The 24,131-nt window shown below is 70.8% G+C and carries 21 protein-coding genes; 16 read left to right on the top strand and 5 right to left on the bottom strand.

Annotated features, from left to right (window positions below; genetic code table 11):
• Nucleotides 1–138 precede the first annotated feature (138 nt).
• The 6 genes from ACFUJR_RS21665 (at nucleotide 139) to ACFUJR_RS21640 (ending at nucleotide 6,673) form a co-directional block, all read left to right on the top strand.
• Complete coding sequence (locus ACFUJR_RS21665) at nucleotides 139–1,137, top strand: ABC transporter permease (RefSeq protein ID WP_383180944.1); 999 nt, start codon at nucleotides 139–141, stop codon at nucleotides 1,135–1,137.
• Nucleotides 1,134–2,255: an ABC transporter ATP-binding protein gene (locus ACFUJR_RS21660; RefSeq protein WP_383180932.1), complete on the top strand. Its 1,122-nt coding sequence runs from the start codon at nucleotides 1,134–1,136 to the stop codon at nucleotides 2,253–2,255. The genes ACFUJR_RS21665 and ACFUJR_RS21660 overlap by 4 nt, the downstream gene beginning before the upstream one ends.
• A complete protein-coding gene (locus ACFUJR_RS21655; RefSeq protein WP_383180935.1) occupies nucleotides 2,252–3,391 on the top strand; it encodes an ABC transporter ATP-binding protein in 1,140 nt (379 codons plus the stop codon). Before ACFUJR_RS21660 ends, ACFUJR_RS21655 begins: the two co-directional genes overlap by 4 nt.
• Nucleotides 3,392–3,518: 127 nt before the next feature.
• On the top strand, nucleotides 3,519–4,196 hold the full coding sequence (locus tag ACFUJR_RS21650) for a trimeric intracellular cation channel family protein (RefSeq protein WP_383450640.1): 678 nt from the start codon (nucleotides 3,519–3,521) through the stop codon (nucleotides 4,194–4,196).
• A gap of 22 nt (nucleotides 4,197–4,218) precedes the next feature.
• Complete coding sequence (locus ACFUJR_RS21645; RefSeq protein WP_383180941.1) at nucleotides 4,219–5,082, top strand: thioesterase family protein; 864 nt, start codon at nucleotides 4,219–4,221, stop codon at nucleotides 5,080–5,082.
• Nucleotides 5,083–5,509: 427 nt separating this feature from the next.
• On the top strand, nucleotides 5,510–6,673 hold the full coding sequence (locus tag ACFUJR_RS21640) for a cysteine desulfurase family protein (protein WP_383177576.1): 1,164 nt from the start codon (nucleotides 5,510–5,512) through the stop codon (nucleotides 6,671–6,673).
• Here ACFUJR_RS21640 and ACFUJR_RS21635 read toward each other — a convergent pair.
• Nucleotides 6,666–7,316, bottom strand: coding sequence for an N-acetylmuramoyl-L-alanine amidase (locus ACFUJR_RS21635; RefSeq protein ID WP_383177579.1), 651 nt, complete (start codon nucleotides 7,314–7,316; stop codon nucleotides 6,666–6,668). The two genes, ACFUJR_RS21640 and ACFUJR_RS21635, sit on opposite strands and share 8 nt — an antisense overlap.
• A gap of 61 nt (nucleotides 7,317–7,377) precedes the next feature.
• Here ACFUJR_RS21635 and mnmA point away from each other — a divergent pair, with 61 nt between their 5' ends.
• A complete protein-coding gene (gene mnmA, locus ACFUJR_RS21630; protein ID WP_383177582.1) occupies nucleotides 7,378–8,508 on the top strand; it encodes a tRNA 2-thiouridine(34) synthase MnmA in 1,131 nt (376 codons plus the stop codon).
• A 54-nt stretch (nucleotides 8,509–8,562) separates the two neighbouring features.
• Here the strand turns inward: mnmA and ACFUJR_RS21625 are convergent, their stop codons facing one another.
• Nucleotides 8,563–9,348: an alpha/beta fold hydrolase gene (locus ACFUJR_RS21625; RefSeq protein WP_383177603.1), complete on the bottom strand. Its 786-nt coding sequence runs from the start codon at nucleotides 9,346–9,348 to the stop codon at nucleotides 8,563–8,565.
• A 317-nt stretch (nucleotides 9,349–9,665) separates the two neighbouring features.
• Between ACFUJR_RS21625 and ACFUJR_RS21620 the strand changes: the two genes are divergently transcribed.
• The 8 genes from ACFUJR_RS21620 to gatB all read left to right on the top strand — a co-directional run bounded on the left by ACFUJR_RS21620 (nucleotide 9,666) and on the right by gatB (nucleotide 19,674).
• On the top strand, nucleotides 9,666–10,364 hold the full coding sequence (locus ACFUJR_RS21620; RefSeq protein ID WP_383177585.1) for an SDR family oxidoreductase: 699 nt from the start codon (nucleotides 9,666–9,668) through the stop codon (nucleotides 10,362–10,364).
• Nucleotides 10,365–10,376: 12 nt separating this feature from the next.
• Nucleotides 10,377–11,390 carry a methionine synthase gene (locus tag ACFUJR_RS21615; RefSeq protein WP_383177588.1) on the top strand — a complete coding sequence of 338 codons (1,014 nt, stop codon included), beginning with the start codon at nucleotides 10,377–10,379 and terminating at the stop codon, nucleotides 11,388–11,390.
• Nucleotides 11,391–11,423: 33 nt separating this feature from the next.
• Complete coding sequence (gene ligA, locus ACFUJR_RS21610; protein WP_383177591.1) at nucleotides 11,424–13,604, top strand: NAD-dependent DNA ligase LigA; 2,181 nt, start codon at nucleotides 11,424–11,426, stop codon at nucleotides 13,602–13,604.
• A gap of 262 nt (nucleotides 13,605–13,866) precedes the next feature.
• On the top strand, nucleotides 13,867–16,011 hold the full coding sequence (locus tag ACFUJR_RS21605) for a putative bifunctional diguanylate cyclase/phosphodiesterase (RefSeq protein ID WP_383177594.1): 2,145 nt from the start codon (nucleotides 13,867–13,869) through the stop codon (nucleotides 16,009–16,011).
• Between the two features lie 95 nt (nucleotides 16,012–16,106).
• Complete coding sequence (gene gatC, locus ACFUJR_RS21600) at nucleotides 16,107–16,403, top strand: Asp-tRNA(Asn)/Glu-tRNA(Gln) amidotransferase subunit GatC (RefSeq protein ID WP_015036350.1); 297 nt, start codon at nucleotides 16,107–16,109, stop codon at nucleotides 16,401–16,403.
• Between the two features lie 4 nt (nucleotides 16,404–16,407).
• Nucleotides 16,408–17,907, top strand: a complete 1,500-nt coding sequence (gene gatA, locus ACFUJR_RS21595; RefSeq protein ID WP_383177597.1) for an Asp-tRNA(Asn)/Glu-tRNA(Gln) amidotransferase subunit GatA — start codon at nucleotides 16,408–16,410, stop codon at nucleotides 17,905–17,907.
• 5 nt (nucleotides 17,908–17,912) lie between these two features.
• The gene (locus tag ACFUJR_RS21590) at nucleotides 17,913–18,146 is read left to right on the top strand and encodes a hypothetical protein (protein WP_383177606.1); all 234 of its coding nucleotides are present in this window, start codon (nucleotides 17,913–17,915) and stop codon (nucleotides 18,144–18,146) included.
• A gap of 16 nt (nucleotides 18,147–18,162) precedes the next feature.
• On the top strand, nucleotides 18,163–19,674 hold the full coding sequence (gatB, locus tag ACFUJR_RS21585; RefSeq protein WP_383177600.1) for an Asp-tRNA(Asn)/Glu-tRNA(Gln) amidotransferase subunit GatB: 1,512 nt from the start codon (nucleotides 18,163–18,165) through the stop codon (nucleotides 19,672–19,674).
• Nucleotides 19,675–19,917: 243 nt separating this feature from the next.
• Here gatB and ACFUJR_RS21580 read toward each other — a convergent pair whose 3' ends face one another.
• The gene (locus ACFUJR_RS21580; RefSeq protein ID WP_383181100.1) at nucleotides 19,918–20,073 is read right to left on the bottom strand and encodes a hypothetical protein; all 156 of its coding nucleotides are present in this window, start codon (nucleotides 20,071–20,073) and stop codon (nucleotides 19,918–19,920) included.
• Between the two features lie 554 nt (nucleotides 20,074–20,627).
• On the opposite strand from ACFUJR_RS21580, the gene ACFUJR_RS21575 reads away from it, so the two are divergent.
• Nucleotides 20,628–22,049: a transposase gene (locus ACFUJR_RS21575; protein WP_383181103.1), complete on the top strand. Its 1,422-nt coding sequence runs from the start codon at nucleotides 20,628–20,630 to the stop codon at nucleotides 22,047–22,049.
• Nucleotides 22,050–22,058: 9 nt separating this feature from the next.
• On the opposite strand, the gene ACFUJR_RS21570 is transcribed toward ACFUJR_RS21575, so the two are convergent.
• Both ACFUJR_RS21570 and ACFUJR_RS21565 read right to left on the bottom strand, forming a co-directional pair.
• Nucleotides 22,059–22,991: a RimK family alpha-L-glutamate ligase gene (locus ACFUJR_RS21570; RefSeq protein WP_383181106.1), complete on the bottom strand. Its 933-nt coding sequence runs from the start codon at nucleotides 22,989–22,991 to the stop codon at nucleotides 22,059–22,061.
• A gap of 33 nt (nucleotides 22,992–23,024) precedes the next feature.
• Nucleotides 23,025–23,303, bottom strand: coding sequence for a hypothetical protein (locus ACFUJR_RS21565; protein WP_383181109.1), 279 nt, complete (start codon nucleotides 23,301–23,303; stop codon nucleotides 23,025–23,027).
• Nucleotides 23,304–24,131 lie beyond the last annotated feature (828 nt).

Below are 24,131 nucleotides of genomic sequence, written 5' to 3'. Positions count from 1 at the left end.
GTTCGGAGAAGGGAGGTCCGGGGCCATTCGCCCCTCTAAAATACAACCCCCCCCCCCCTGGGTCCTGAGGGACGGTGGTTCCCCCCCCGGGGGGACGGGGGCCCCGGTTTTCCCCCCCCCCACCGGACGGCCGACCGCATGCTTGCATACCTCGTACGACGGCTGTTCGCCGTCGCCATGATGCTGATGGTCGTCACCCTGGTGACGCTCAGCATCTTCTTCCTCATCCCCAAGCTGACCGGCAGCGACCCTGCCGCGATGTTCGTCGGCAAGCAGGCGGATCCGGCTTCCATCGAGGGCGTCCGCCAGAAGCTGGGCCTGGACGAGCCGATCCTGGTGCAGTTCTGGCACTTCGTCTCCGGCATCTTCGTCGGCCGGGACTACACCGGCGGCGGCGACACCATCCACTGCGCCGCGCCCTGCTTCGGCTACTCGTTCCGTACCGAGCAGGACGTCTGGACGATGCTCGTGGACCGGATCCCGGTCACGGTCTCCATGGTCATCGGTGCGGCCGTGCTGTGGCTGATCATGGGTGTGGCCACCGGCGTGCTCTCCGCGCTCAAGCGCGGCACGGCCGTCGACCGCGCGGCCATGATCACCGCCCTGGCCGGTGTCTCGCTCCCCATCTACTTCACCGCCATGCTGGCGATGTTCCTCTTCCGCACCCAGCTCGGCTGGCTGGACGCGAAGTACGTGCCGATCAGCGAGTCCTTCGGAAGCTGGTTCGGCGGCCTGCTGCTGCCCTGGATCACCCTCGCCTTCCTCTACGCGGCGATGTACGCGCGGCTCACCCGCGCCACCATGCTGGAGGTCCTCGGCGAGGACTACATCCGTACGGCGCGGGCCAAGGGTCTCCAGGAGCGGGTCGTGCTCGGCAAGCACGCCATGCGCTCCACGATGACCCCCATCCTGACCATCTTCGGCATGGACCTCGGCGCCCTCATGGGCGGCGCGGTCCTGACCGAGACCGCGTTCAACCTGCCGGGCCTCGGCAACGCGGCCTTCAAGGCGGTCAGCGACCGCGACCTGCCGCTGATCCTGGCGGTCACGCTCATCACCGCGGCCGCCGTCGTCATCGCCAACCTCGTGGTGGACCTTCTGTACGCGGTGATCGACCCCCGAGTGAGGCTCGCATGACGGACAAGCTGACCAAGACCGGCGCGGCCCTGGGAGAACCGGTCGCGTCCGGGAACGCCCCGTCCGGCGCCTTCCTCGACGTCCGCGACCTGAAGATCCACTTCCCGACCGACGACGGCCTGGTCAAGTCCGTCGACGGACTCTCCTTCCAGTTGGAGAAGGGCAAGACCCTCGGCATCGTGGGCGAGTCCGGCTCCGGCAAGTCGGTGACCTCGCTCGGCATCATGGGTCTGCACACCGTCGGCCAGTACGGCCGCCAGAAGGCGCGGATCTCCGGCGAGATCTGGCTGGGCGGCCGTGAGCTGCTCTCGGCCGACCCGGAGGACGTGCGCAGGCTGCGCGGCCGCGACATGGCGATGATCTTCCAGGACCCGCTCTCCGCGATGCACCCGTACTACACGGTCGGCGCGCAGATCGTGGAGGCGTACCGGGTCCACCACCCGGTCGACAAGAAGACCGCCAAGAAGCGGGCCGTCGAACTCCTCGACCGGGTCGGCATCCCCGAGCCGGCCAAGCGCTTCTCGAACTACCCGCACGAGTTCTCCGGCGGTATGCGCCAGCGCGCCATGATCGCGATGGCGCTGGTCAACAACCCCGAACTGCTCATCGCGGACGAGCCGACCACCGCGCTCGACGTGACGGTCCAGGCGCAGATCCTCGACCTGATCCGGGACCTGCAGAAGGAGTTCGGCTCCGCGGTCGTCATCATCACGCACGACCTCGGCGTCGTCGCCGAGGTCGCCGACGACATCCTCGTGATGTACGGCGGCCGGTGCGTGGAGCGCGGACCCGCCGAGGCGGTCTTCTACGAGCCGCAGCACCCCTACACCTGGGGCCTGCTCGGCTCGATGCCGCGGATCGACCGCGACCAGACCGACCGGCTCATCCCGGTGAAGGGAAACCCGCCCAGCCTGATCAACGTGCCCAGCGGCTGTGCCTTCAACCCGCGATGCCCGTACGCGGATGTGCCCAAGGGCGGCATCACGCGCACCGAGCGCCCCGAGCTGCGGCTCGCGCCGACGGGCGGCGAGCACGCCGACCGTCACTACTCCGCCTGCCACATGTCGACGGAGGAGCGGACCCGGATCTGGACCGAAGAGATTGCGCCGAAGCTGTGAGCGACAACAAGAGCACTGAGCCCCTGCTCAAGGTCAGCGGCCTGGTGAAGCACTTCCCGATCAAGAAGGGGCTGCTGCAGCGCCAGGTCGGGGCGGTCAAGGCGGTCGACGGCATCGACTTCGAGGTGTACCCCGGGGAGACCCTCGGCGTCGTCGGCGAGTCGGGCTGCGGCAAGTCGACGATGGGCCGGCTGATCACGCGGCTGCTCGAACCGACCGGCGGTACGGTCGAGTTCGAGGGCGTGGACGTCTCGCACCTCGGTGTGGCCAAGATGCGCCCGCTGCGCCGCGACATCCAGATGATCTTCCAGGACCCGTACGGCTCGCTGAACCCGCGCCACACGGTCGGCACGATCATCTCGGCGCCGTTCAAGCTCCAGGGCGTGGAGCCCGAGGGCGGGGTCAAGAAGGAGGTCCAGCGCCTCCTCGGCCTGGTCGGCCTGAACCCGGAGCACTACAACCGCTACCCGCACGAGTTCTCGGGCGGTCAGCGCCAGCGCATCGGCATCGCGCGGGCGCTCGCCCTGAAGCCGAAGCTGGTCGTGGCGGACGAGCCGGTCTCGGCGCTGGACGTCTCGATCCAGGCGCAGGTGGTGAACCTCCTGGACGACCTCCAGGACGAGCTGGGCCTGACGTACGTGATCATCGCCCACGACCTGTCGGTGATCCGGCACGTCTCGGACCGGATCGCGGTCATGTACCTCGGCAAGATCGTGGAGCTCGCCGACCGGAAGTCCCTGTACGAGTCGCCGATGCACCCGTACACCCGCGCGCTGATGTCGGCGGTCCCGATCCCGGACCCCCGGCGCAAGGGCGCGAAGAGCGAGCGCATCCTGCTGAAGGGCGACGTCCCGTCCCCGATCGCCCCACCGCCGGGCTGCCGCTTCCACACGCGCTGCTGGAAGGCGACGGAGGTCTGCAGGACGGTGGAGCCCCCGCTGCTCGAACTCCGTCCGGGCCAGCGGGTCGCGTGCCACCACCCGGAGAACGCGGAGGGCGTGACGGTGCCGTCGGCGAGGGCGTCGGTGGAGGTGTCGATCACGAAGCCGGCGCCGGAGCCCGCCCCCGAGCCGGCCGCGGAGCCCGCCCCGGAGCCGGCCGCGGAGCGCGCCGAAGGCGACGACCCGAAGGCATAGCACGCGACGAGACCCCCGCTTCCGCACGGCAGCGGGGGTCTCGCGCCTGCCCGGGGGACCTTGCTCTGCCCACGTCCACGCGCAGGCTCAGGCGGCAGCCCGGCGGGGACCCGTCACAATGGGCGCCGTGTTCCACGATCTGTTCAGTCCCTCCGTACAACATGCCCTCGACCTGATCGGCATCTTCGTCTTCGCCATCTCCGGCGCCCTGCTGGCCGTCCGGAAGAACTTCGACGTCTTCGGCATCGCCGTCCTCGCCGAGGTCACCGCCCTCGGCGGCGGGCTCCTGCGCGACCTGATCATCGGCGCCGTACCCCCCGCCGCCTTCACCGACCTCGGCTACTTCCTGATGCCGCTCGTCGCCACGGCGTTCGTCTTCTTCCTGCACCCCGAGGTGGAACGCACCCAGACCGCCGTCAACATCTTCGACGCCGCCGGGCTCGGGCTCTTCTCGGTCACCGGCACCATCAAGGCGTACGAGTACGGTCTCGGCCTCACCTCCTCCGCAGCCCTCGGTCTCGCGACCGCCGTCGGCGGCGGTGTCCTGCGTGACGTGCTCGCGAACGAGGTCCCCTCCCTGCTCCGCTGGGACCGCGACCTGTACGCCGTGCCCGCGATGGTCGGCGCCACGACCGTCGTCGTCTGCATCCGTTTCGACGTGCTCAACGCGTTCACGAGCGGCGCCGCCGTCCTCCTGGCCTTCGCCCTGCGCCTGCTCGCCATGCGCTACCACTGGCGCGCGCCCCGCGCCTGGAACCGCCGTTCCTCCGCCCGCGAGGAGCCGGAAAAAGCTACCGCTCAGTAGTATCCTGTTGTACGGTCGGGACATGAGCACGAGCATCGAGACGACGACGAGCGGAGCGGTCAGCGAGTTCGACCGCGACACCACCGTCACCCTCCGCGCCCCCGGTGTCTACGACGCCGACCTCTCCGCAGGCTGGACGATCATCAACGCCGTCAACGGCGGCTACCTCCTCGCCCTGCTCGGCCGCGCCCTCGGCGACCACCTGCCGCACCCGGACCCGTTCACGATCTCGGCGCACTACCTCACGCCGTCCGTGCCCGGCCCCGCCGTGATCCGCACGGAGACCGTCCGCACCGGCCGCACGCTCTCCACCGGCCAGGCGTCCCTCCTCCAGTACGCCGAGGACGGCACCGAGATCGAGCGTATCCGCGTCCTCGCCTCGTACGGCGACCTCGACGCGCTCAGCGACGACGTCCGCACCTCCGCCACGCCCCCGGCCGTCGCCCCCCTCGACCAGTGCTTCGGCCCCTCCGACGGCCCGCGGCCGCCGATCCCCGGCTCCAGCGCCATCACCGACCGCCTCGACCTCAAGCTCGACCCGGCCACCGTCGGCTGGGCGCTCGGGGCGCCGTCGGGGAAGGGCGAGATGCGCGGCTGGTTCGCCCTCGCCGACGGTCGCGAGCCGGACGCGCTCTCCCTGCTCCTCACCGTCGACGCTCTGCCGCCGACCTCCTTCGAGCTCGGCCTCAAGGGGTGGACCCCGACCGTCGAACTCACCGCGCACGTGCGCTGCCGCCCGGCTTCCGGACCGCTGCGGGTCTCCATCACCACGCGGAACCTCGCCGGCGGCTTCCTCGAGGAGGACGCGGAGGTCTGGGACAGCGCGGACCGGCTCGTCGCCCAGTCCCGCCAGCTGGCCCGCGCGCCGCGCGAGCAGGGCGCCTGACCGCCGTGGGACGGTGAAGTCCGACCGGCTCCTCTCCGTCCTGCTCCTCCTCCCGCTCCTCCAGACGCGGGGCCGGGCTCCCGCCGCGGAACTCGCCCGGGGGCACCTCCCACGGCCTTGGGGGCAGCGGGGGAGCCTCGAAGTCCCCGTACGCACCGTCTGCCCGGACGTCGAGGCGCTCTCGGCGTCCGGGGTGCCGGTGTGTGCGAGTGCTCGCGCGCCCGAGGAGCCGCGAGGCCGCCCCGCCGCGCGGCGGCGGGGCGGCGTCGTCTCGGTTCCGGTCGGCCCACGCCACGGGGAAGCCGGGCGTGGGTCCGCGGCGTTGGAAGCCGCGGGGCCGTCCCGGCATCGTGGCGGGCCTCGCGAGTCCCGCCCCGCCCGGGGGCGTGACCGAGCGGGGACCGCGCACTCGTAGAATCGAGGCACCATGGCTTACCTCGACCACGCCGCGACCACGCCCATGCTCCCCGAGGCGATCGAGGCGATGAACGCCCAGCTCGCCGTCACGGGCAACGCCTCGTCCCTGCACGCGGCCGGGCGGCGAGCCCGGCGGGTCGTCGAGGAGGCGCGCGAGACCCTCGCCGCCGCCCTGGGCGCGCGGCCCAGCGAGGTCGTCTTCACCTCCGGCGGCACCGAGGCCGACAACCTCGCCGTCAAGGGCCTGTACTGGGCCCGCCGCGACGCCGACCCCGCCCGGACCCGCGTCCTCGCCAGCCCCGTCGAGCACCACGCCGTGCTCGACGCCGTGGACTGGCTCGCCACGCACGAGGGCGCCACCGTCGAGTACCTGCCCGTCGACCGGTACGGCCGCGTCCATCCCGACGCCCTGCGCGAGGCCGTCGCCCGTGAGCCCGAGACCGTCGCGCTCGCCACCGTCATGTGGGCGAACAACGAGATCGGCACGGTCATGCCGGTACACGAACTCGCCGACGTCGCCCGCGAGTTCGACGTCCCCCTGCACGCCGACGCCGTCCAGGCCTTCGGCCAGCTCCCGGTCGACTTCGGCCGCTCCGGCCTCGCCGCGCTGACCGTCTCCGGCCACAAGATCGGCGGCCCCTACGGCATCGGCGCGCTGCTCCTCGGCCGCGAGTACAGCCCCGTACCCGTCCTCCACGGCGGCGGCCAGGAGCGCCACGTCCGCTCCGGCACCCTGGACGCGCCCGCCATCGCCGCCTTCGCCGTCGCCGGGCAGCTCGCCGCCGAACGGCGCGAGGAGTTCGCCCGCGCGATCGGCGCCCTGCGCGACGACCTCGTCGCGGCCGTCCTCGCCGCCGTCCCCGACGCGATCCTCGGCGGCGACCCGGTCGACCGGCTCCCCGCCAACGCCCACTTCACCTTCCCCGGCTGCGAGGGCGACTCCCTCCTCCTGCTCCTCGACGCCCAGGGCATCGAGTGCTCCACCGGCTCCGCCTGCACCGCCGGCGTCGCCCAGCCGAGTCACGTCCTGCTCGCCACCGGCACCGACCCGGACCTCGCCCGCGGAACCCTGCGCTTCACCCTCGGCCACACCTCCACCAAGGAGGACGTCGCGGCGGTCGCCGCCGCCATCGGCCCCGCCGTCGAGCGCGCCCGCACCGCCGGCCTCACGTGACCCTCTTCGAAGCCTCCCGTACGAGTTTCATGTAGCGGTCCCAGTCCCAGTGCGGCCCTGGGTCCGTGTGGTCGGTCCCGGGTACCTCGACGTGCCCGATGACGTGCTCCCGGTCCACGGGTATGCCGTACCGGGCGCAGATCCCCGCCGTCAGCCGCGCCGAGGACGCGTACATCGCCGACGTGAAGCCCTGTGGACGGTCCACGTAGCCCTCGTGCTCGATCCCGACGCTCCGCTGGTTCATGTCCCGGTTCCCCGCGTGGAACGCCACGTCGAGCTCGCGGATCATCTGCGCCACATGACCGTCCTTCCGCACGACGTAGTGCGTGGCGGCTCCGTGCCCCGGGTTCTTGAAGACCTTCAGCGCCGTCGCGTAACTGCCCTGGACGACATGGATCACCACCCGGTCGATCGTGAAGTCGTCGGGGCGGTCCGCCCGCCGCCAGTTCGCCCGGGACGCCGCGGTCCAGTCCGCGCCCTTGTGATCGAGCTCGCCCTCCACCCGGTCCTTCTCCGTCCCCGGCAGCCGCCACCAGGCGCGCGCCAGCTCGTCGCGTGCCAGCGCCGCCGTACCGAGGACGGCCGCGCCGCCGCCGAGCAGGACGGCCCGCCGCCCCACCCCCCGCTTCTTCTCGCTCCCCATGTGCAGGACAACGCTTACTCACGCGACCGCGGTTCCCGGAGCCCCGTACCCTGGTAGGGCTATGACTCAGACTCCGCCGCAGCGCCCCCTCCGTGTCCTCGCCGCCATGTCCGGCGGCGTGGACTCCGCCGTCGCCGCCGCCCGGGCCGCCGAAGCCGGGCACGACGTCACCGGCGTCCACCTGGCGCTCTCCGCGAACCCGCAGTCCTTCCGTACCGGTGCGCGTGGCTGCTGCACCATCGAGGACTCCCGTGACGCCCGACGGGCGGCCGACGTCATCGGCATCCCCTTCTACGTCTGGGACCTCGCCGAGCGCTTCCGCGAGGACGTCGTCGACGACTTCGTCGCGGAGTACGAGGCGGGCCGCACCCCCAACCCGTGCCTGCGCTGCAACGAGAAGATCAAGTTCGCGGCGCTGCTCGACAAGGCGCTCGCGCTCGGCTTCGACGCGGTCTGCACCGGCCACTACGCCACGGTCGTGCTGAAGGAGGACGGCTCGCGCGAGCTGCACCGCGCCTCCGACATGGCCAAGGACCAGTCGTACGTCCTCGGTGTCCTGGACGAGAAGCAGCTCGCCCACGCGATGTTCCCGCTCGGCGACACCCTCACCACCAAGGACGAGATCCGCGCGGAGGCGGAGCGGCGGGGGCTCGCGGTGGCGAAGAAGCCCGACAGCCACGACATCTGCTTCATCGCCGACGGCGACACCCAGGGCTTCCTGGCCTCCCGGCTCGGCCGGGCGGAGGGCGACATCGTCGACGAGTCGGGGGAGAAGGTGGGCACCCACGAGGGTGCGTACGGCTTCACCATCGGCCAGCGCAAGGGCCTTCGGATCGGGCACCCGGCGCCGGACGGCAAGCCGCGCTACGTCCTGGACATCTCGCCCGTGAACAACACGGTCACGGTCGGTCCGGTCGAGGCGCTCGATGTCACGGGCCTCACGGCGATCAAGCCCCGCTGGTGCGGCACGGCTCCGGAGGGCTCCGGCCGCTACACCGCGCAGCTGCGCGCCCACGGCGGCGAGACGGCGGTGACCGCGGCGCTGGTGGACGGCGAGCTGACGGTCACCTTCGACGAGCCGGTCCGCGGCGTCGCCCCCGGCCAGGCGATCGTGCTGTACGACGGCACGCGCGTGGTGGGCTCGGCGACGATCGCGACGACGGTACGCCGCGGGGCGAAGGCGACGGTCTGACGCACGGGCGCGTGCGCGGCGCGCCAGGTCCACCGGGCGCGTGAGCTCCCCCCGTCACTCCTCCTCGAAGAAGTCCTCCAGGACCGGCGCCAGGACGTGCGGTGCCACCTGGTGCGTCTGGCCCGTCAGGGTGCGGTGGCGGCCACGGGGGAGGGCCTTCGCGATCGCCAGGGCCGCGCGGCGCGTCCGGGCCGGGCTCGAACCGCCGTCGACGACGAGCACGCGTGTGTGGACCCGCCCCAGCCGCGCCGCCGGCACGGTCCCGTCACCCAGAACCTCGTGGTCGTACACCAGGGTGTGCGCGACGGCCTCCACCCGCGGCCCTTCCCGCGCCGGACCCGCCCCCTCCCCGAGGAACATCTCGACCGCGGCGCCATGCTGCCCGCGGTCGAGGAGCCCGGCCAGCCGCCGCCGTTGCCAGGCGAAGGCGTCACGGGCCCCGGCCTCCGTCGAGAACGGCGGCTCGAAGACCGACAGCCGCTCGATCGGCACCCCGCCGCCCGCCGCCGCGAGGGCCAGCGCCCCGCCCGACGAGACGCCGTGCACGAACGCCCGGCCGCCCACCTCGTCGATCAGGGCGGCCAGATCGTCGATCTCCCGCCGCACCCCGTACGGCCCGGTGTCGCCGCTCCCGCCGCGCCCCCGCCGGTCGTACGTCACGACCGCGTAGTGCGGCGCCAGCAGATCGGCCAGCGGCTGTTCCGTCCCGGCCGTGGACAGGGCCCCGCCCACGAGGATCACCGGGACCCCCTCCCCGCGCCGCTCGTACGCGATCCGGGTCCCGTCCGCGGACCTGACCCGCCCCCGGACCCTGTGCGGAGTCCCGCTCATCTCGTCCATGGCAGTGCTGACCGCACTCACGCGCGGAACTCATCGGCGCGGGACGGGGATTCCCCGAAGAATCTCGAAAGCCGCGGTCAGGGGCACGGTGACACCACGCACATCTGCGTCCTCCCGAACGGCTCGGCCCGGCACGGGTCGACGTCCGGCCGGGCGCCGACCGGATGACCGTGGCCGAGGGCGGGGCGAGGGCCTCCTGCCGCTGCCGCTCGCGGACCCGGTGTTCCTCACCGGGGACGGCCCGTCCGCTCTCCCTCGCCTGGAGGCTGTGACATCGACGGCTGCCGCCGCGGGCATCGCCGCACGGTGATGGGACCATGGTCCCCATGGCTACTCATGTGATCACCGGGGCAGGTTCCGGCATCGGCGCGGCGGTCGCGCGCCGGCTCCACGCGCGCGGGGACGAACTCGTGCTCCACGCGCGCGACGCCGGCCGGGCCAAGGAGCTCGCGGCCGAGTTCCCCGGCGCCAGGACCCTCGTCGGGGATCTCGCCGACCCCGACCGGCTGTCCTGGGCCTTCTCGCACCAGAGCCTGCCCGAGCGGGTCGACACGCTCCTCCACATCGCGGGCGTGGTCGACCTCGGCCCGGTGGGCGATCTCACCCCCAAGACCTGGCGCCACCAGCTCAACGTCAACCTCGTCGCCCCCGCCGAGCTGACCCGGCACTTCCTGCCCCAGCTCCGCGTCTCCCAGGGCCACGTGGTCTTCGTCAACTCCGGTGCCGGGCTCAACGCCCACGCCGAGTGGAGCGCCTACGCCGCCTCCAAGCACGGTCTGAAGGCGCTCGCCGACTCGCTGCGCCACGAGGAGCACGGCAACGGCGTGCGGGTCACCTCGGTCTACCCGGGCCGCACCGCCAGCCCCATGCAGGCGAAGGTCCACGCCCAGGAGGGCAAGGAGTACGACCCCTCGAAGTGGATCGACCCCGAGTCGGTCGCCACCACGATCATCACGGCCGTCGACCTGCCGCGCGACGCGGAGATCAACGACCTGACGGTCCGTCCGGGACGGTAGGAGACAGGAACAGTGAGCGACACGAGCGAGCAGCAAGAGTTCACCTGGGGGCCCGCCACCGGTGTCGGCTCCCTGCCCGGCGGTGACGCCCGCGAGGCCGCCAGGACCGTCACCGGATCCTTCGAGGACTTCCCCTTCCTCGCCGAGCTGCCCGCCCGCGGCCCCGGAGCCGACATGATCGGGCGGACCATCGGGCTGCTCGTCGAGATGTACGCGCACGTGGAGCCGAGCGGCTGGCGGGTCAGCGACCGGCCGGGCCGCGACACGCGGCGCGCCCGCTCCTGGCTCGGGGAGGACCTCGACGCACTGGAGGAGTTCACCCAGGGCTACGAAGGCCCGCTCAAGGTCCAGGCCGTGGGCCCCTGGACGCTGGCCGCGGCGCTCGAACTGCGCGGCGGCGAGGCCGCCCTCGGCGACCCGGGTGCCTGCCGGGACCTCACGGGCTCCCTCGCCGAGGGCCTCCGCGCCCACCTCGCCGAACTCCGCAAGCGGATCCCCGACGCCAGGCTCGTCCTCCAGCTCGACGAGCCCTCCCTCACGGCCGTCCTGCGCGGCCAGGTCCGCACCGCGTCCGGCTACCGCACGTACCGCGCCGTCGACCGGCAGGTCGTCGAGAGCGCCCTGCGCGACGTGGTCGCGGTCCACGACGGCCCGGTCGTCGTCCACTCCTGCGCCCCCGAGGTGCCGTTCGGGCTGCTGCGGCGGACCGGCGTCGCCGGGGTCTCGTTCGACTTCGGTCTCCTCACCGAACGTGACGAGGAGCCGATCGGCGAGGCCGTCGAGGCCGGCACCAAGCTCTTCGTGGGCGTGGTGCCGTCCACCGACACGGCATTGTCCGACCCGGGCGGTAGCGTCATGGGTGTCAGGACACTGTGGCGCAGGCTGGGGCTGAATCCGGGGACTCTCGCCGAGTCCGTGGTGGTCACCCCGACGTGCGGTCTCGCGGGTGCTTCGCCCGCGTACGCCCGCGCGGCGCTCGCCCACTGCGTCCGGGCGGCGAGATCGCTCGCGGACAACCCTGAGTGACTTCGGTCAGAGGCAACGGGAGGACGAGTAACGGTGGCAGTCGAACAGGGGGCCCTGCCCGCCGAGGCACGGGAGAAGCACGCCGACCTGGCCGTGCAGGTCGAGGAGCACCGCTTCCGGTACTACGTGAAGGACCAGCCGGTCATCAGCGACGGCGAGTTCGACACGCTCCTGCGCTCCCTGGAGGCGCTGGAGGAGGAGTACCCCGAGCTGCGCACGCCGGACTCGCCGACCCAGAAGGTCGCGGGGCAGTACGAGACGGAGTTCACCTCCGTCGAGCACCGGGAGCGCATGCTCTCCCTGGACAACGCCTTCGACGACCTGGAGCTGGCCGCCTGGGCCGAGCGGACCGCCCGTGACGTCGGCACGCCCGACTACCACCTGCTGTGCGAGCTGAAGGTCGACGGCCTCGCGGTCAACCTGACGTACGAGCGCGGCCGGCTGACCCGGGCGGCCACCCGCGGCGACGGCCGGGCCGGAGAGGACATCACGCCCAACGTCCGTACGATCGCCGACATCCCGGACCGTCTCCACGGGGACCGCGTCCCGGAGCTCGTCGAGATCCGCGGCGAGGTCTACTTCCCGATGGAGGCCTTCGAGGGGCTGAACGCGCGTCTGGTGGCGGCCGGCGACAAGCCCTTCGCCAACCCCCGCAACGCGGCGGCCGGTTCGCTCCGGCAGAAGGACCCGAAGGTCACCGCGACCCGCCCGCTCCGCATGGTCGTCCACGGCATCGGCGCCCGTGAGGGCTTCGCCATCGACCGCCTCAGCCAGGCGTACGAGCTGCTGCGCGAGTGGGGCATGCCGACCGCCCGGCACAACCGGGTCGTCGCCTCGCTCGACGAGGTACGGGAGTTCATCGCGTACTTCGGCGAGAACCGTCACTCCGTGGAGCACGAGATCGACGGGGTCGTCGTCAAGCTGGACGAGATCCCGCTCCAGGGCCGGCTGGGCTCCACCGCGCGCGCCCCGCGCTGGGCCATCGCCTGGAAGTACGCGCCGGAGGAGGTCAACACCAGGCTGGTCGACATCAAGGTCGGTGTCGGCCGCACGGGCCGGGTCACTCCCTACGCCCAGGTGGAGCCGGTCACGGTCGCCGGTTCCGAGGTCGAGTTCGCCACGCTCCACAACCAGGAGGTGGTGAAGGCCAAGGGTGTGCTGATCGGTGACACGGTCGTGCTGCGCAAGGCCGGTGACGTCATCCCGGAGATCCTCGGCCCCGTCGCCGACCTGCGGGACGGCAGCGAGCGGGAGTTCGTGATGCCCGCCGAGTGCCCCGAGTGCGGGACGCCGCTGCGGGCCATGAAGGAGGGCGACATCGACCTGCGCTGTCCCAACGCGCGGACCTGCCCCGCCCAACTGCGTGAACGTCTCTTCTATCTGGCGGGCCGTGAGTGCCTGGACATCGAGAACTTCGGCTCGGTGGCCGCGGCCGCGCTGACCCGACCCCTGGAGCCGTCCGAGCCTCCGCTGGTCGACGAGGGCGATCTCTTCGACCTCACCATCGAGCAGCTCCTGCCGATCAAGGCGTACGTCCTCGACCCGGACAGCGGGCTGCCGAAGCGGGACCCGAAGACCGGTGAGGAGAAGGTCGTCACGGTCTTCGCCAACCAGAAGGGCGAGCCGAAGAAGAACGCGCTTGCCATGCTGGCGAACATCGAGGCGGCCAGGACCCGCCCGCTCGCCCGGTTCATCAACGGCCTCTCCATCCGGCACGTGGGCCCCGTCGCCGCCCAGGCGCTGGCCCGCGAGTTCCGCTCCCTCGATCGGATCGAGCAGGCGAGCGAGGAGGAGCTGGCGGCCGTCGACGGGGTCGGCGGGATCATCGCCGCGGCGGTGAAGGACTGGTTCTCCGAGGAGTGGCACCGCGAGATCGTGCGCAAGTGGCGTGCGGCGGGCGTGACGTTCGAGGACGAGGGCGCCGGCGAGGAGCAGGGGCCGCGCCCGCTGGAGGGGCTGACCGTCGTCGTCACCGGCACCCTGCAGAACTTCACCAGGGATGGCGCAAAAGAGTCGCTCCAGAGCCGTGGAGCGAAGGTGACCGGTTCCGTTTCGAAGAAGACCGACTTCGTGGTGGTGGGCGAGAACCCCGGATCCAAGTACGACAAGGCGATGCAGCTGAAGGTTCCGGTTCTCGACGAGGCCGGCTTCGCCGTGCTGCTCGAACAAGGTCCCGAGGCCGCTCGGGAGGCCGCGGTTCCCGCCGAGGGGTAGCCCGGAAGGGCCGGGGGAGCCCGCGGGCGAGCCGGGGCAACCCCCGTGCGAACATCACCCGTTCGGCGCATACCAGATCGTTACGGGTGGCCAGGTCGCATTCGGGCAAGAGATGGAGAGCGCTGCCCGTCGGAGCCCTCCGCGGCCTAGTGTTGAGACCGTGCGTCTGTCGCACACGGCCGCGTGAGGGCTCTGCCGGCCGTGGCGGCACGACAACGGCCCATCGCGTTGCGACGGCACCGCCGGCTGTGAGAGGGACGGAATGAAACCGACCGAGAGTGCCGCCGCCCCGGTCTCACGGCCGCGTGCACGCGCGGCCGCCTTCGTGGGCATCGCCTCCGGGCTTCCCGGAGCCGTGGTGGGGCTCGCCGCCGGCGCGCTCGTCACCGGGCTCTACCACGTGCTGAGCGCCGGCCACGGACTCTTCCCCGGCGGCGCCGAGGGCTGGTCCCTCGCCGTCCTGACCGGACTCATCGTCGGACACCTGGTGGCCCTCGGCCGCGATCGCTGGTGGGGCGGCACCGGCTCGGGCGCCGCCCTCACCCTCGCCGTCCTGCTCCTCTACGGCTGGGTGCCCGCCGGACTCGTCTCCATGGCCGTCGTCCTCCTCGTCGGCGCGGCCCGCCGGCACCGCTGGCGCCAGGGCCTGCTGCACGGCGCCGTGGACGTCCTCGGCGTCGGCGCCGCCGCCCTGGTCCTCGCCGGATTCGGAGACGTACCGACCGTCGAGCACCCCTGGCAGCCCCCCGAGTGGGGGATCGCCGACGTACCGGAAGTGGTGCTCGCCGCCGGCACCTACCTCATGGTGACCCGGCTCCTCCTGTGGTACGCCCTCTCGCCCCGCGGCGGCGGACTGCCGACGGTCGCCCGCACCGCCCTGCTCCGGCAGGGCCTCGTCGCCGTCGCCCTGCTCGGCATCGCCCCGCTGATCTGCGTCGTCGCCGTCGCCCAGCCGATCCTGCTGCCGCTCTTCGCGGTCCCGCTGATCGCCCTCGACTCCACGCTCTGGATCGCCCGCGCCCGCGCCGAGGAGCAGCTGCGCGACCCGCTCACCGGCCTGCCGAACCGGCAGTGGCTCCTGGAGCGGGCCTGGACCGCCCTGGAGGAGGCCGAGGGGGAGGGCGTCCGCTCCGCCCTCGTCCTGATCGACCTCGACCGTTTCCGCTCGGTCAACGACACCCTCGGCCATCTCGCCGGGGACCGGCTGCTGCTCCAGATCGCCGAGCGGCTCAAGCTCGCCCTGCCGCGCGGGGCGGAGGCCGCGCGGCTCGGCGGTGACGAGTTCGCCGTCCTGCTCCCCACCGCCGACTCCACCACCAGCGCCCAGCGGGTCGCCCGCCACCTGGTCGCCGAGCTCTCCTCGCCGCTCGACCTGGACGGCCTCACCCTCGTCCTGGAGGCCAGCGCCGGAGTCGCGGTCTTCCCCGACCACGCGCTCGACGCCGAGGGGCTGCTGCGCCGGGCCGACGTCGCCATGTACCAGGCCAAGCGGGACCGCACCGGCGTCGAGGTGTACGAGTCCAAGCGCGACTCCAACACCCCCGACCGGCTCGGACTCCTCGGCGACCTCCGGCGCGCCCTGGACGCCGGCGACGTCGAGCTCCACTACCAGCCCAAGGTCCGTTTCGACGGGCAGGTCGCCGGCCTGGAGGCCCTGGTGCGCTGGGTGCACCCGGAGCGCGGCCGGGTCCCTCCGGACGAGTTCATCGCCATCGCCGAGTCCTCCGGCCTGATGCCCCACCTGACCGAGTACGTCCTGGAGACCGCACTCGCGCAGGTCGCCCGGTGGCGTGCCCAGGGGTTGAACGTTCCTGTGGCCGTCAACGTCTCGCCCCGGGACGTCCACACCCCCGGCTTCGCCGGCGCGGTCGCCGCCCGGCTCGCCCGGCACGGCGTGCCGGCCGGGGCCCTGCAGCTGGAGATAACGGAGCACGTGCTCCTGGAGGACCCGCAGCGCGCCGCCGACACCATGGCCGGGCTGACCGGCCACGGAGTGAAGATGTCCCTGGACGACTTCGGCACCGGCTACTCCTCCCTCGTCCACCTACGGCGCCTCCCGGTGAGCGAGCTGAAGATCGACCGTTCCTTCGTCGCCCGGCTCGCCGTCGACGCCGAGGACGCCGAGATCGTGCGCTGCACCCTCGACCTCGCGCACTCCCTCGGCCTGCTCGTGGTCGCCGAGGGCGTGGAGGACGATGAGACCTGGGAACGCCTGCGGGACCTGGGCTGCGACGCCGTCCAGGGCTGGCTGGTGGCCGCCGCGATGCCGCCCGGCGAGACCACCGCCTGGCTGCTGGCCCGGGGCGAACGCGGCTGGCGCCGTCCCTCGGAAGAGGCCGCGATGCAGGCCGCCGAGGCGGCCGCGGCCGCGGACCTCGACCAGCCCTCCGGGCAGGTGGTGCAGTAGCCGCGCGGCAGGCGGCGGGCAAACCGTTTCACGGGCAGCGGTGCGGGCCCCATAGGATTGGGCCAACACCATCAGACTCACCCCGTGAGGATCGCATGCCTGGCATCACGCGCGAGGAGGTCGCCCACCTCGCACGGCTGGCGCGTCTGGAGCTGAAGGGCGAAGAGCTCGATCACTTCGCCGGTCAGCTCGACGACATCATCGGCGCGGTCGCCCGCGTCTCCGAGGTCGCCGACCAAGACGTACCGCCGACCTCCCACCCGCTGCCGCTGACGAACGTCATGCGCGCGGACGAGGTCCGTCCGTCGCTCACCCCCGAGCAGGCGCTCTCCGGCGCCCCGGCCCAGGAGCAGCAGCGTTTCAAGGTGCCGCAGATCCTGGGGGAGGACTAATCACATGACGGACAGCACCATCATCAAGCTCACGGCCGCCGAGATCGCCGGGAAGATCGCCTCCGGCGAGCTGACCGCGGTCCAGGTGACCGAGGCCCACCTCGCCAGGATCGAGGCCGTCGACGAGAAGGTCCACGCCTTCCTGCACGTCGACCGCGAGGGCGCTCTCGCCCAGGCCCGCGCCGTGGACGAGAAGCGCGCCAAGGGCGAGAAGCTCGGCCCGCTGGCCGGCGTCCCCCTGGCGCTCAAGGACATCTTCACCACCGTCGGCGTGCCGACGACCGTCGGTTCGAAGATCCTCGAAGGCTGGATCCCGCCGTACGACGCGACCCTGGTGAAGAACCTCAAGGCCGCCGACGTCGTCATCCTCGGCAAGACCAACATGGACGAGTTCGCCATGGGGTCCTCCACCGAGAACAGCGCCTACGGCCCCACCGGCAACCCCTGGGACCTGACCCGGATCCCCGGCGGCTCGGGCGGTGGCTCCTCCGCCGCGCTCGCCGCGTACGAGGCGCCCCTCGCCATCGGCACGGACACCGGCGGTTCGATCCGCCAGCCCGCCGCCGTCACCGGCACCGTCGGCGTCAAGCCGACCTACGGCGGGGTCTCCCGCTTCGGCATGGTGGCGTTCTCCTCCTCCCTCGACCAGGGCGGCCCCTGTGCCCGGACGGTCCTGGACGCGGCCCTGCTGCACGAGGCGATCGCCGGACACGACCCGCTGGACTCGACCTCCATCGACGCCCCGGTCCCGCCGGTCGTCGAGGCCGCCCGCAACGGCTCCGTCGCCGGTATGCGCGTCGGTGTCGTCAAGCAGTTCCGCGGCGAGGGCTACCAGGCCGGTGTCGTGCAGCGCTTCGACGAGTCCGTCGAGCTCCTCAAGGAGCTGGGCGCCGAGATCGTCGAGCTGGACTGCCCGACCTTCGACCTCGCCCTCTCGGCGTACTACCTGATCGCGCCGTCGGAGTGCTCCTCCAACCTGGCCCGCTTCGACGCCATGCGCTACGGCCTGCGGGTCGGCGACGACGGCACGAAGTCGGCCGAGGACGTCACCGCCCTCACCCGTGAGGCCGGCTTCGGCGACGAGGTCAAGCGCCGCATCATCCTCGGTACGTACGCGCTGAGCTCCGGCTACTACGACGCGTACTACGGCTCGGCGCAGAAGGTCCGCACGCTCATCACCCGCGAGTTCGAGCAGGCCTTCGAGCAGGTGGACGTGATCGTCTCCCCGACGACGCCGACCACCGCCTTCCCGATCGGCGAGCGCGCCGACGACCCGATGGCGATGTACCTCGCGGACCTGTGCACCATCCCGACCAACCTTGCGGGCAACGCCGCCATGTCGCTGCCCTGCGGCCTCGCGCCGGAGGACGGTCTGCCGGTCGGCCTGCAGATCATCGCCCCCGCCATGAAGGACGACCGGCTGTACAAGGTCGGCGCCGCCGTCGAGGCAGCCTTCGTGGAAAGGTGGGGTCACCCACTGCTTGAGGAGGCTCCGTCGTTGTGAGTGCCATGGCAAAGAAGGCCAAGAACTTCAAGAAGTCGAAGACCGGCGTCTATGTCTCGCTGGCGACCACCGCGTTCGGTGCCATCAGCGTCGCGAAGCAGGCCAGGATGGCCCGCAACGACAACGACATGCTGCGGCTGATCGACTCCGCCGTGTCCGCCGCCGCCATCGTTACCGGCCTGGCGATCCTCTACCGGGAGCTGAAGCGCCTGGGCGACGACGACGTCCTGCTGGGCTGAGAGGGAAAGTCTCACTGTGACCGTCACTGAACTGCTGTCGTACGACGCGGCGCTCGCTGCGTACGACCCCGTCATGGGCCTGGAGGTCCATGTCGAGCTCGGCACGAAGACCAAGATGTTCTGCGGCTGCTCGACCGAGCTGGGCGCCGAGCCCAACTCGCAGACCTGCCCCACCTGTCTCGGCCTGCCCGGCTCGCTCCCGGTCGTCAACGCGATCGGCGTCGAGTCGGCCGTCAAGATCGGTCTCGCGCTGAACTGCGAGATCGCCGAGTGGTGCCGCTTCGCCCGGAAGAACTACTTCTATCCGGACATGCCGAAGAACTTCCAGACCTCGCAGTACGACGAGCCGATCGCCTTCAACGGCTATCTGGACGTCCAGCTGGAGGACGGGGAGATCTTCCGCGTGGAGATCGAGCGCGCCCACATGGAGGAGGACACCGGCAAGTCGACGCACATCGGTGGCGCGACGGGCCGGATCCACGGCGCCTCGCACTCGCTGCTCGACTACAACCGCGCCGGAATCCCGCTCATCGAGATCGTCACCAAGCCGATCGAGGGCGCGGGCGAGCGGGCCCCCGAGGTCGCCAAGGCGTACGTCGCCGAGCTGCGCGAGCTGATCCGCGCACTGGGCGTCTCCGAGGCGCGCATGGACAAGGGCCAGATGCGCTGCGACGTGAACCTGTCGCTGCGCCCCCACGGCACCAAGACCTTCGGCACCCGCTCGGAGACGAAGAACGTCAACTCGCTCCGCTCCGTGGAGCGCGCGGCGCGCTTCGAGATCCAGCGCCACGCGGCCGTCCTCCAGTCGGGCGGCACGATCGTGCAGGAGACCCGTCACTTCCACGAGGACGACGGCTCCACCACCTCCGGCCGGATCAAGGACAACGCCGAGGACTACCGGTACTTCCCGGAGCCCGACCTCGTCCCCGTCGCGCCCGCGCGCGCGTGGGTCGAGGAGCTGCGTGCCGGACTGCCCGAGCTGCCGCGCGTGCGCCGCAACCGGCTCCGCGAGGAGTGGGGCGTCTCCGAGCACGACATGCAGTCGATCCTCAACGCGGGCGCGGTCGACCTGATCGTCGCGACGACGGACGCCGGCGCTCCGGCGGACCAGGCCCGCAAGTGGTGGATGGGCGAGCTGGCCCGCTCCGCCAACGAGTCGGGCACGGCCCTGGACGAGCTGCCGATCACCCCGGCGCAGGTCGCCCGGGTGACCGAGCTGGTGGCCTCCGGTGACCTCACCGACAAGCTGGCCCGTCAGGTCATCGAGGGCGTGCTGGCCGGCGAGGGCGGCCCGGACGAGGTCGTCGAGAAGCGCGGCCTGAAGGTCGTCTCCGACGAGGGCGCGCTCGGCACGGCGGTCGACGAGGCCATCGCGGCCAACGCCGGCATCGCCGACAAGATCCGCGGCGGCAAGGTCGCGGCGGTCGGCGCCCTGGTCGGCGCGGTCATGAAGGCCACCCGCGGCCAGGCGGACGCGGCGCGCGTGAAGGACCTGATCCTGGAGAAGCTGGGCGTCAGCGAGGGCTGACCTCCGGGTCCCAGGACGAGGGGCGGTACGGCCGACGGCCGTACCGCCCCTCGTGCGTGTCCGTGCAGGCGGCTCCGCGCACGCGGAGCGCGTCAGCGCACTCGGCTGGTGGGGGGAGACGGAGAAGCATCCCCGAATACGAAACACCGCCTCGCTGTGGGGGGGGGGGCACCAGAGGGCGTCGACCAACTAACCCCCCCCCTCCCCCCCCCCCCGCCTCCGGTGGTCCTGGCCTGTTGCAGGCTAGGCGGGGCTGTACCGTTCGATCATGTGCACGCGGTCGAAGCTCCAGTTGCCCGGCGCCGCTCCCCAGCTGCCGACGTGGGAGTTGAGGGTGCCGTCGGTCCTGGCGGTCCAGGTGAGCATGAGGGCGAGCCCTGCGAGAAGACCCTCACGCACGCCGGCGAGGACGCGGCACAGCAGCGGGACCGGCTGAACAAGAAGCTCGCGCACAAGCAGCGGGAGCGCCGCTTCTTCGAGATCTGGGTACTGGAAAAGTACGAGCCTGGCGAGTTCATGGACAGCTACCGCGACGCTATGAAGAAGAGCCGCATGGGTGCCGGCCGGGAGAAGGCGGCATGTCTCGCCAACAACTACAGCCAGGAGTACGGCATCGACTTCTTCGGCGTCGAGCTGACCAACGGCTGGGACGACAACTTCAAAGAGGTCCTGAAACGAATCGACGAGTCCTGGACCTGGCCGGATGAGGATCAGCCCAACCTCAAGGACAAGGACGTTCCGCTCAAGTTCAGCGACGAGGAGTTCGAGATTGCGTGGAAGCTCGCCGGCCGGGTGCCTTCGTGCGCAAGCACTTCGAGGCGATGGTGTTCGCCGCGCTCGCCGAGGAGCTGCGCACCGGTGATGTCGCGGTGGCTGGCTCCGAGGAGTAGGCCGACTGGAGCGAGCAGCTCCTGCCGTGGGAGGACGTCGAGGCGAAGCTGGGCGACTACCTGGTGGAGGTCGGCCTCGCCGAGCCCGGCGACGACGCGCCGTACGACGCGGTGGCGTTCCGCCGACAGCTGGAGTACAGGCTCACCGCGGCTGCCGCGAGTGCGGATGCCGGGATGCCGGAGCGCTCCCTGCTCGGGATCATCTCCCGCACGGCGTACTGGGTGGAGTGGTGGCGCCGCTTCGGCCCGGCCTCCGGCAACGAGCCGAAACTGAAGGACCCCTTCGGCCGGTACGTGATCACCACCTTCGTGAAGGGCACCAACATGGGCTCCTACGAGGCCGCCCGACACATCCCCGGCGTGAGCGGGCACGAGCTGTCGCTGGCCGCGAACCGGCACTTCTCCATCTCCACGCTGAACGAGGCGATCGCCGACCTGGTCAACGCGCCCGCCCGCCTGGACATCTCGCAGGCGTGGGGCGACGGCTCCGCGGTCGCCGCGGACGGCACCCACATGGACACCTACCTCAACAACCTGCTGTCCGAGACGTCCGTGCGGTACGGCAAGCCGGGCGGCATCGCCTACCACCACATTTCCGACACCTACATCGCGCTGTTCACCCACTTCATCCCGTGCGGGGTGTGGGAGGCCGTCTACATCATCGAGGGCCTGCTGAAGAACACGTCCGAGGTGAAGCCGACCACCGTGCACGCGGATACGCAGGGCCAGAGCTTCCCTGTCTTCGCGCTCGCGCACCTCCTGGGATTCGACCTGATGCCCAGGATCAGGAACTGGAAGGACCTGACCTTCTACCGGCCCACGAAGCGGACCGAGTACGTGCACATCGACGCCCTGTTCGGGGAGAGCAGCCGCAACATCATCGACTTCGACCTGATCGAGTCCCAGTTCCGGCACCTGATGCGGGTGGCTGTCTCCGTGCGCGAGGGCGCCATCTCCTCCACGCTGCTGCTGCGGCGCCTGCGGGCCGGCTCTCGCAAGAACGCCACCTACACCGCGTTCCGCGAGGTCGGCCGCGTCATCCGCACCGTCCAGCTGCTGCGCTACCTCTGGGACGCCCCGCTGCGCCGACGGGTGACCGCCGCGACGAACAAGGTCGAGGCGTTCAACGGTTTCTCCCAGTGGATCGGCTTCGGCAACGGCGGCGTCATCACCGACAACGACCCCGTCGAGCACGAGAAGACCGCGAAATTCAACGCGCTGCTCACGAACGCGGTGATCTTCCACAACGCACTGGACATCGCCGAGATCGTGCGCCGACTCCAGGAGGAGGGCCACGCCATCGACCCCGAGGACCTGGCCCACATCTCGCCGTACCTGACCGAACACATCCGCCGCTTCGGCGAGTACTCCACCCACGAGCTCGGCCTCGTGCCTGAGGCGTACGACCCGCACCTGGACGTCGATTTCAGCCCGCTGCGCGGCGACAGCCCGCCGGGGGTCGACCGCTACGGCCAAGCTGCGTGATCTCTCGCGCTACGGCTGGGCCCGCAGCCCAGTGATGTCGGGATCCGGCAAGCCGTTGGGATCCGTTTGATAAGAACCGGACAGTCGCCGTTTCAAGTATTCCGAGTAGGCGCTGACCTTGCCGGCCGTGTACCTGCCGCTTCCGATCGGTGGGTTCGGGCTGACGTTCAGGACACACCATTGCCTAGTCGTCCAATGCCGGACGAGGTGGACACCGGCGATGTCATACCCCAATGACGTCGCAGCCCGTACAGCGGTCTCCTGTGCCTCCGGATCCAGCCTCTGCGGGTCAACGAGAGCGGCGTCCTCCCAGCTCGTTTTCTCCAACAGATCGCCGCCATCGATGCTCCGATGCTGCAGAGCGAACGCGACGTGACCTCCCAGCACGAGCAGAAAATACGAACCATCAGGCGGGACGAGTTCCTGAGCGAGGAACCCCCGTACGTTGGCGGTATCTTGGAGTTCTTCGGTGAACGCTCCCTCGCTACTGACGAGGCGCGTCTGGCCGCGTCCACCCGTGACCGGTTTCATCACGAATGGCAGGTCAAGCCGCGCGGCCAGATCGTGATAGGCGCCCGGGAGCAATCGCGGCGGCAGATAGACCGTGGACGGTATGGAAAGCCCGCGGTTGGCCAGCCGTACGTACTTGAACAATTTGGTTGGCGCGCCGATGCCCGCGACGTTGACGGTACGAACTCCTTTAACGGCGAGGTAGTCCTCAAGCGCGTTCAACAGAGTCGCAGTGGGCCGGTGATAGGCGAAGACTTGCACGAGGCCGAAGTCGGCCAGATCCCGTCCGCTCACCGTCTCGCGGATACGGACTCCCTCGGAGTCGATGTAGATGGCGATTTCCTCGATACTGCGGAAAACGACCTCAACCCCGGCGGCGAGCAGCTCACTCGCAAAGTCGGCAAGGTCGCCGAGTCCTTCGCCATTGAGCACCAGCGCAGGTTTCGATGTCGTCCGGAACATCGACTACTGCCCGCCCTTCTGCACGAACCCCTTGACCTTCTTCTCGATGGCTTCGTCTACCTTGGCAGAGTCCACCTTGTCTTCTTTCCGGAATCCGAGTTCGGCAAGGGTCAGATCATCGAACTCGTCAAGAACCTCGTCGATCGCTTCGACACTGGCCGCAGCTTTCGATGACACTTCCTCGGCCGAAGCCGTAGAATCGCTCGCCTGCCCCTGGTCAGGTGTCATCTTGTCTTCCTGGCCGGTTTCCGGTCCGCTTTTCCGCTCCTGCTTACTGGGCATTCTTCTCTCCCTGTTCCTTGCTGTCACGGAAGATCGGGCTGCTTACTCCACCCGCGACAAACGTCGTGGGGTCGATCCCCTTCACGAGGAGGGCATCAACCTCGGCGAGCAGCTTCGAGGCCCTCCCGGACAAGGCCTCTAAACTGCTCCACGAGGGTGGGCTCCCAGCGTCGGCTGACGCGTCCTTCCCACGGCTGCCCTCATGGCGGCTGGGCCACCCTTGTCGCTGCACGGCTCGGTCTTCCGTTTCCCTGGAGTGGAGTCGGCCGTCGGTAGCATGCACAGCCGGTTTATCAGGTACTACGGGCCGCCACGAACGCCGGTTCAAACGTCCCTGACTCTTCGACCACAACAGGTGTCACTGGTTGATCGCCTGGAAGAGGGCGGAGGCGCCGTCTTCGGGCAGCGGGAGATAGCCGAGCACGCCGATGATCAGGAGCTTGGGGCCCGCGAAGAAGCGCATGCAGGTCTTCCGGCGTCCTTCGAGGGCTTCCCTGTGGCTGCCTGGTGGCACTTGGCCGCGAGCTCGGTGGCGGTGGTGAAGTAGACGCGGTGTTCGGCGTCGACCGCGGCCGGGCCGAGGGTGAGTGCCTGTCTGAGATCCCTGGCCGTACGTTCCGGTGATCGGCATGCTGGACGCTATGGCGCCTGGTGGGGTGGTTCGTAGGTATTGCCGGGAGTGTGGGGTACCGGGGGGGGGGGGGGAGGAGGGGAGGGGGCGGACAAGGTCGAAAGGTGCGTAGAGAGGGCCGCAGCACTGTGGCGATCCGACGAGCAGCAACGTCCGCACATACTGGGCGCGCAGGCCGTCACCGGCACGCCCGCCGT

Source organism: Streptomyces sp. NPDC057271, assembly GCF_042668715.1.
In the GTDB taxonomy this organism is placed as follows: domain Bacteria; phylum Actinomycetota; class Actinomycetes; order Streptomycetales; family Streptomycetaceae; genus Streptomyces.
The sequence above is the reverse complement of the archived record's forward strand: the minus strand, read 5'-3'. Positions and strand labels throughout refer to the sequence as shown.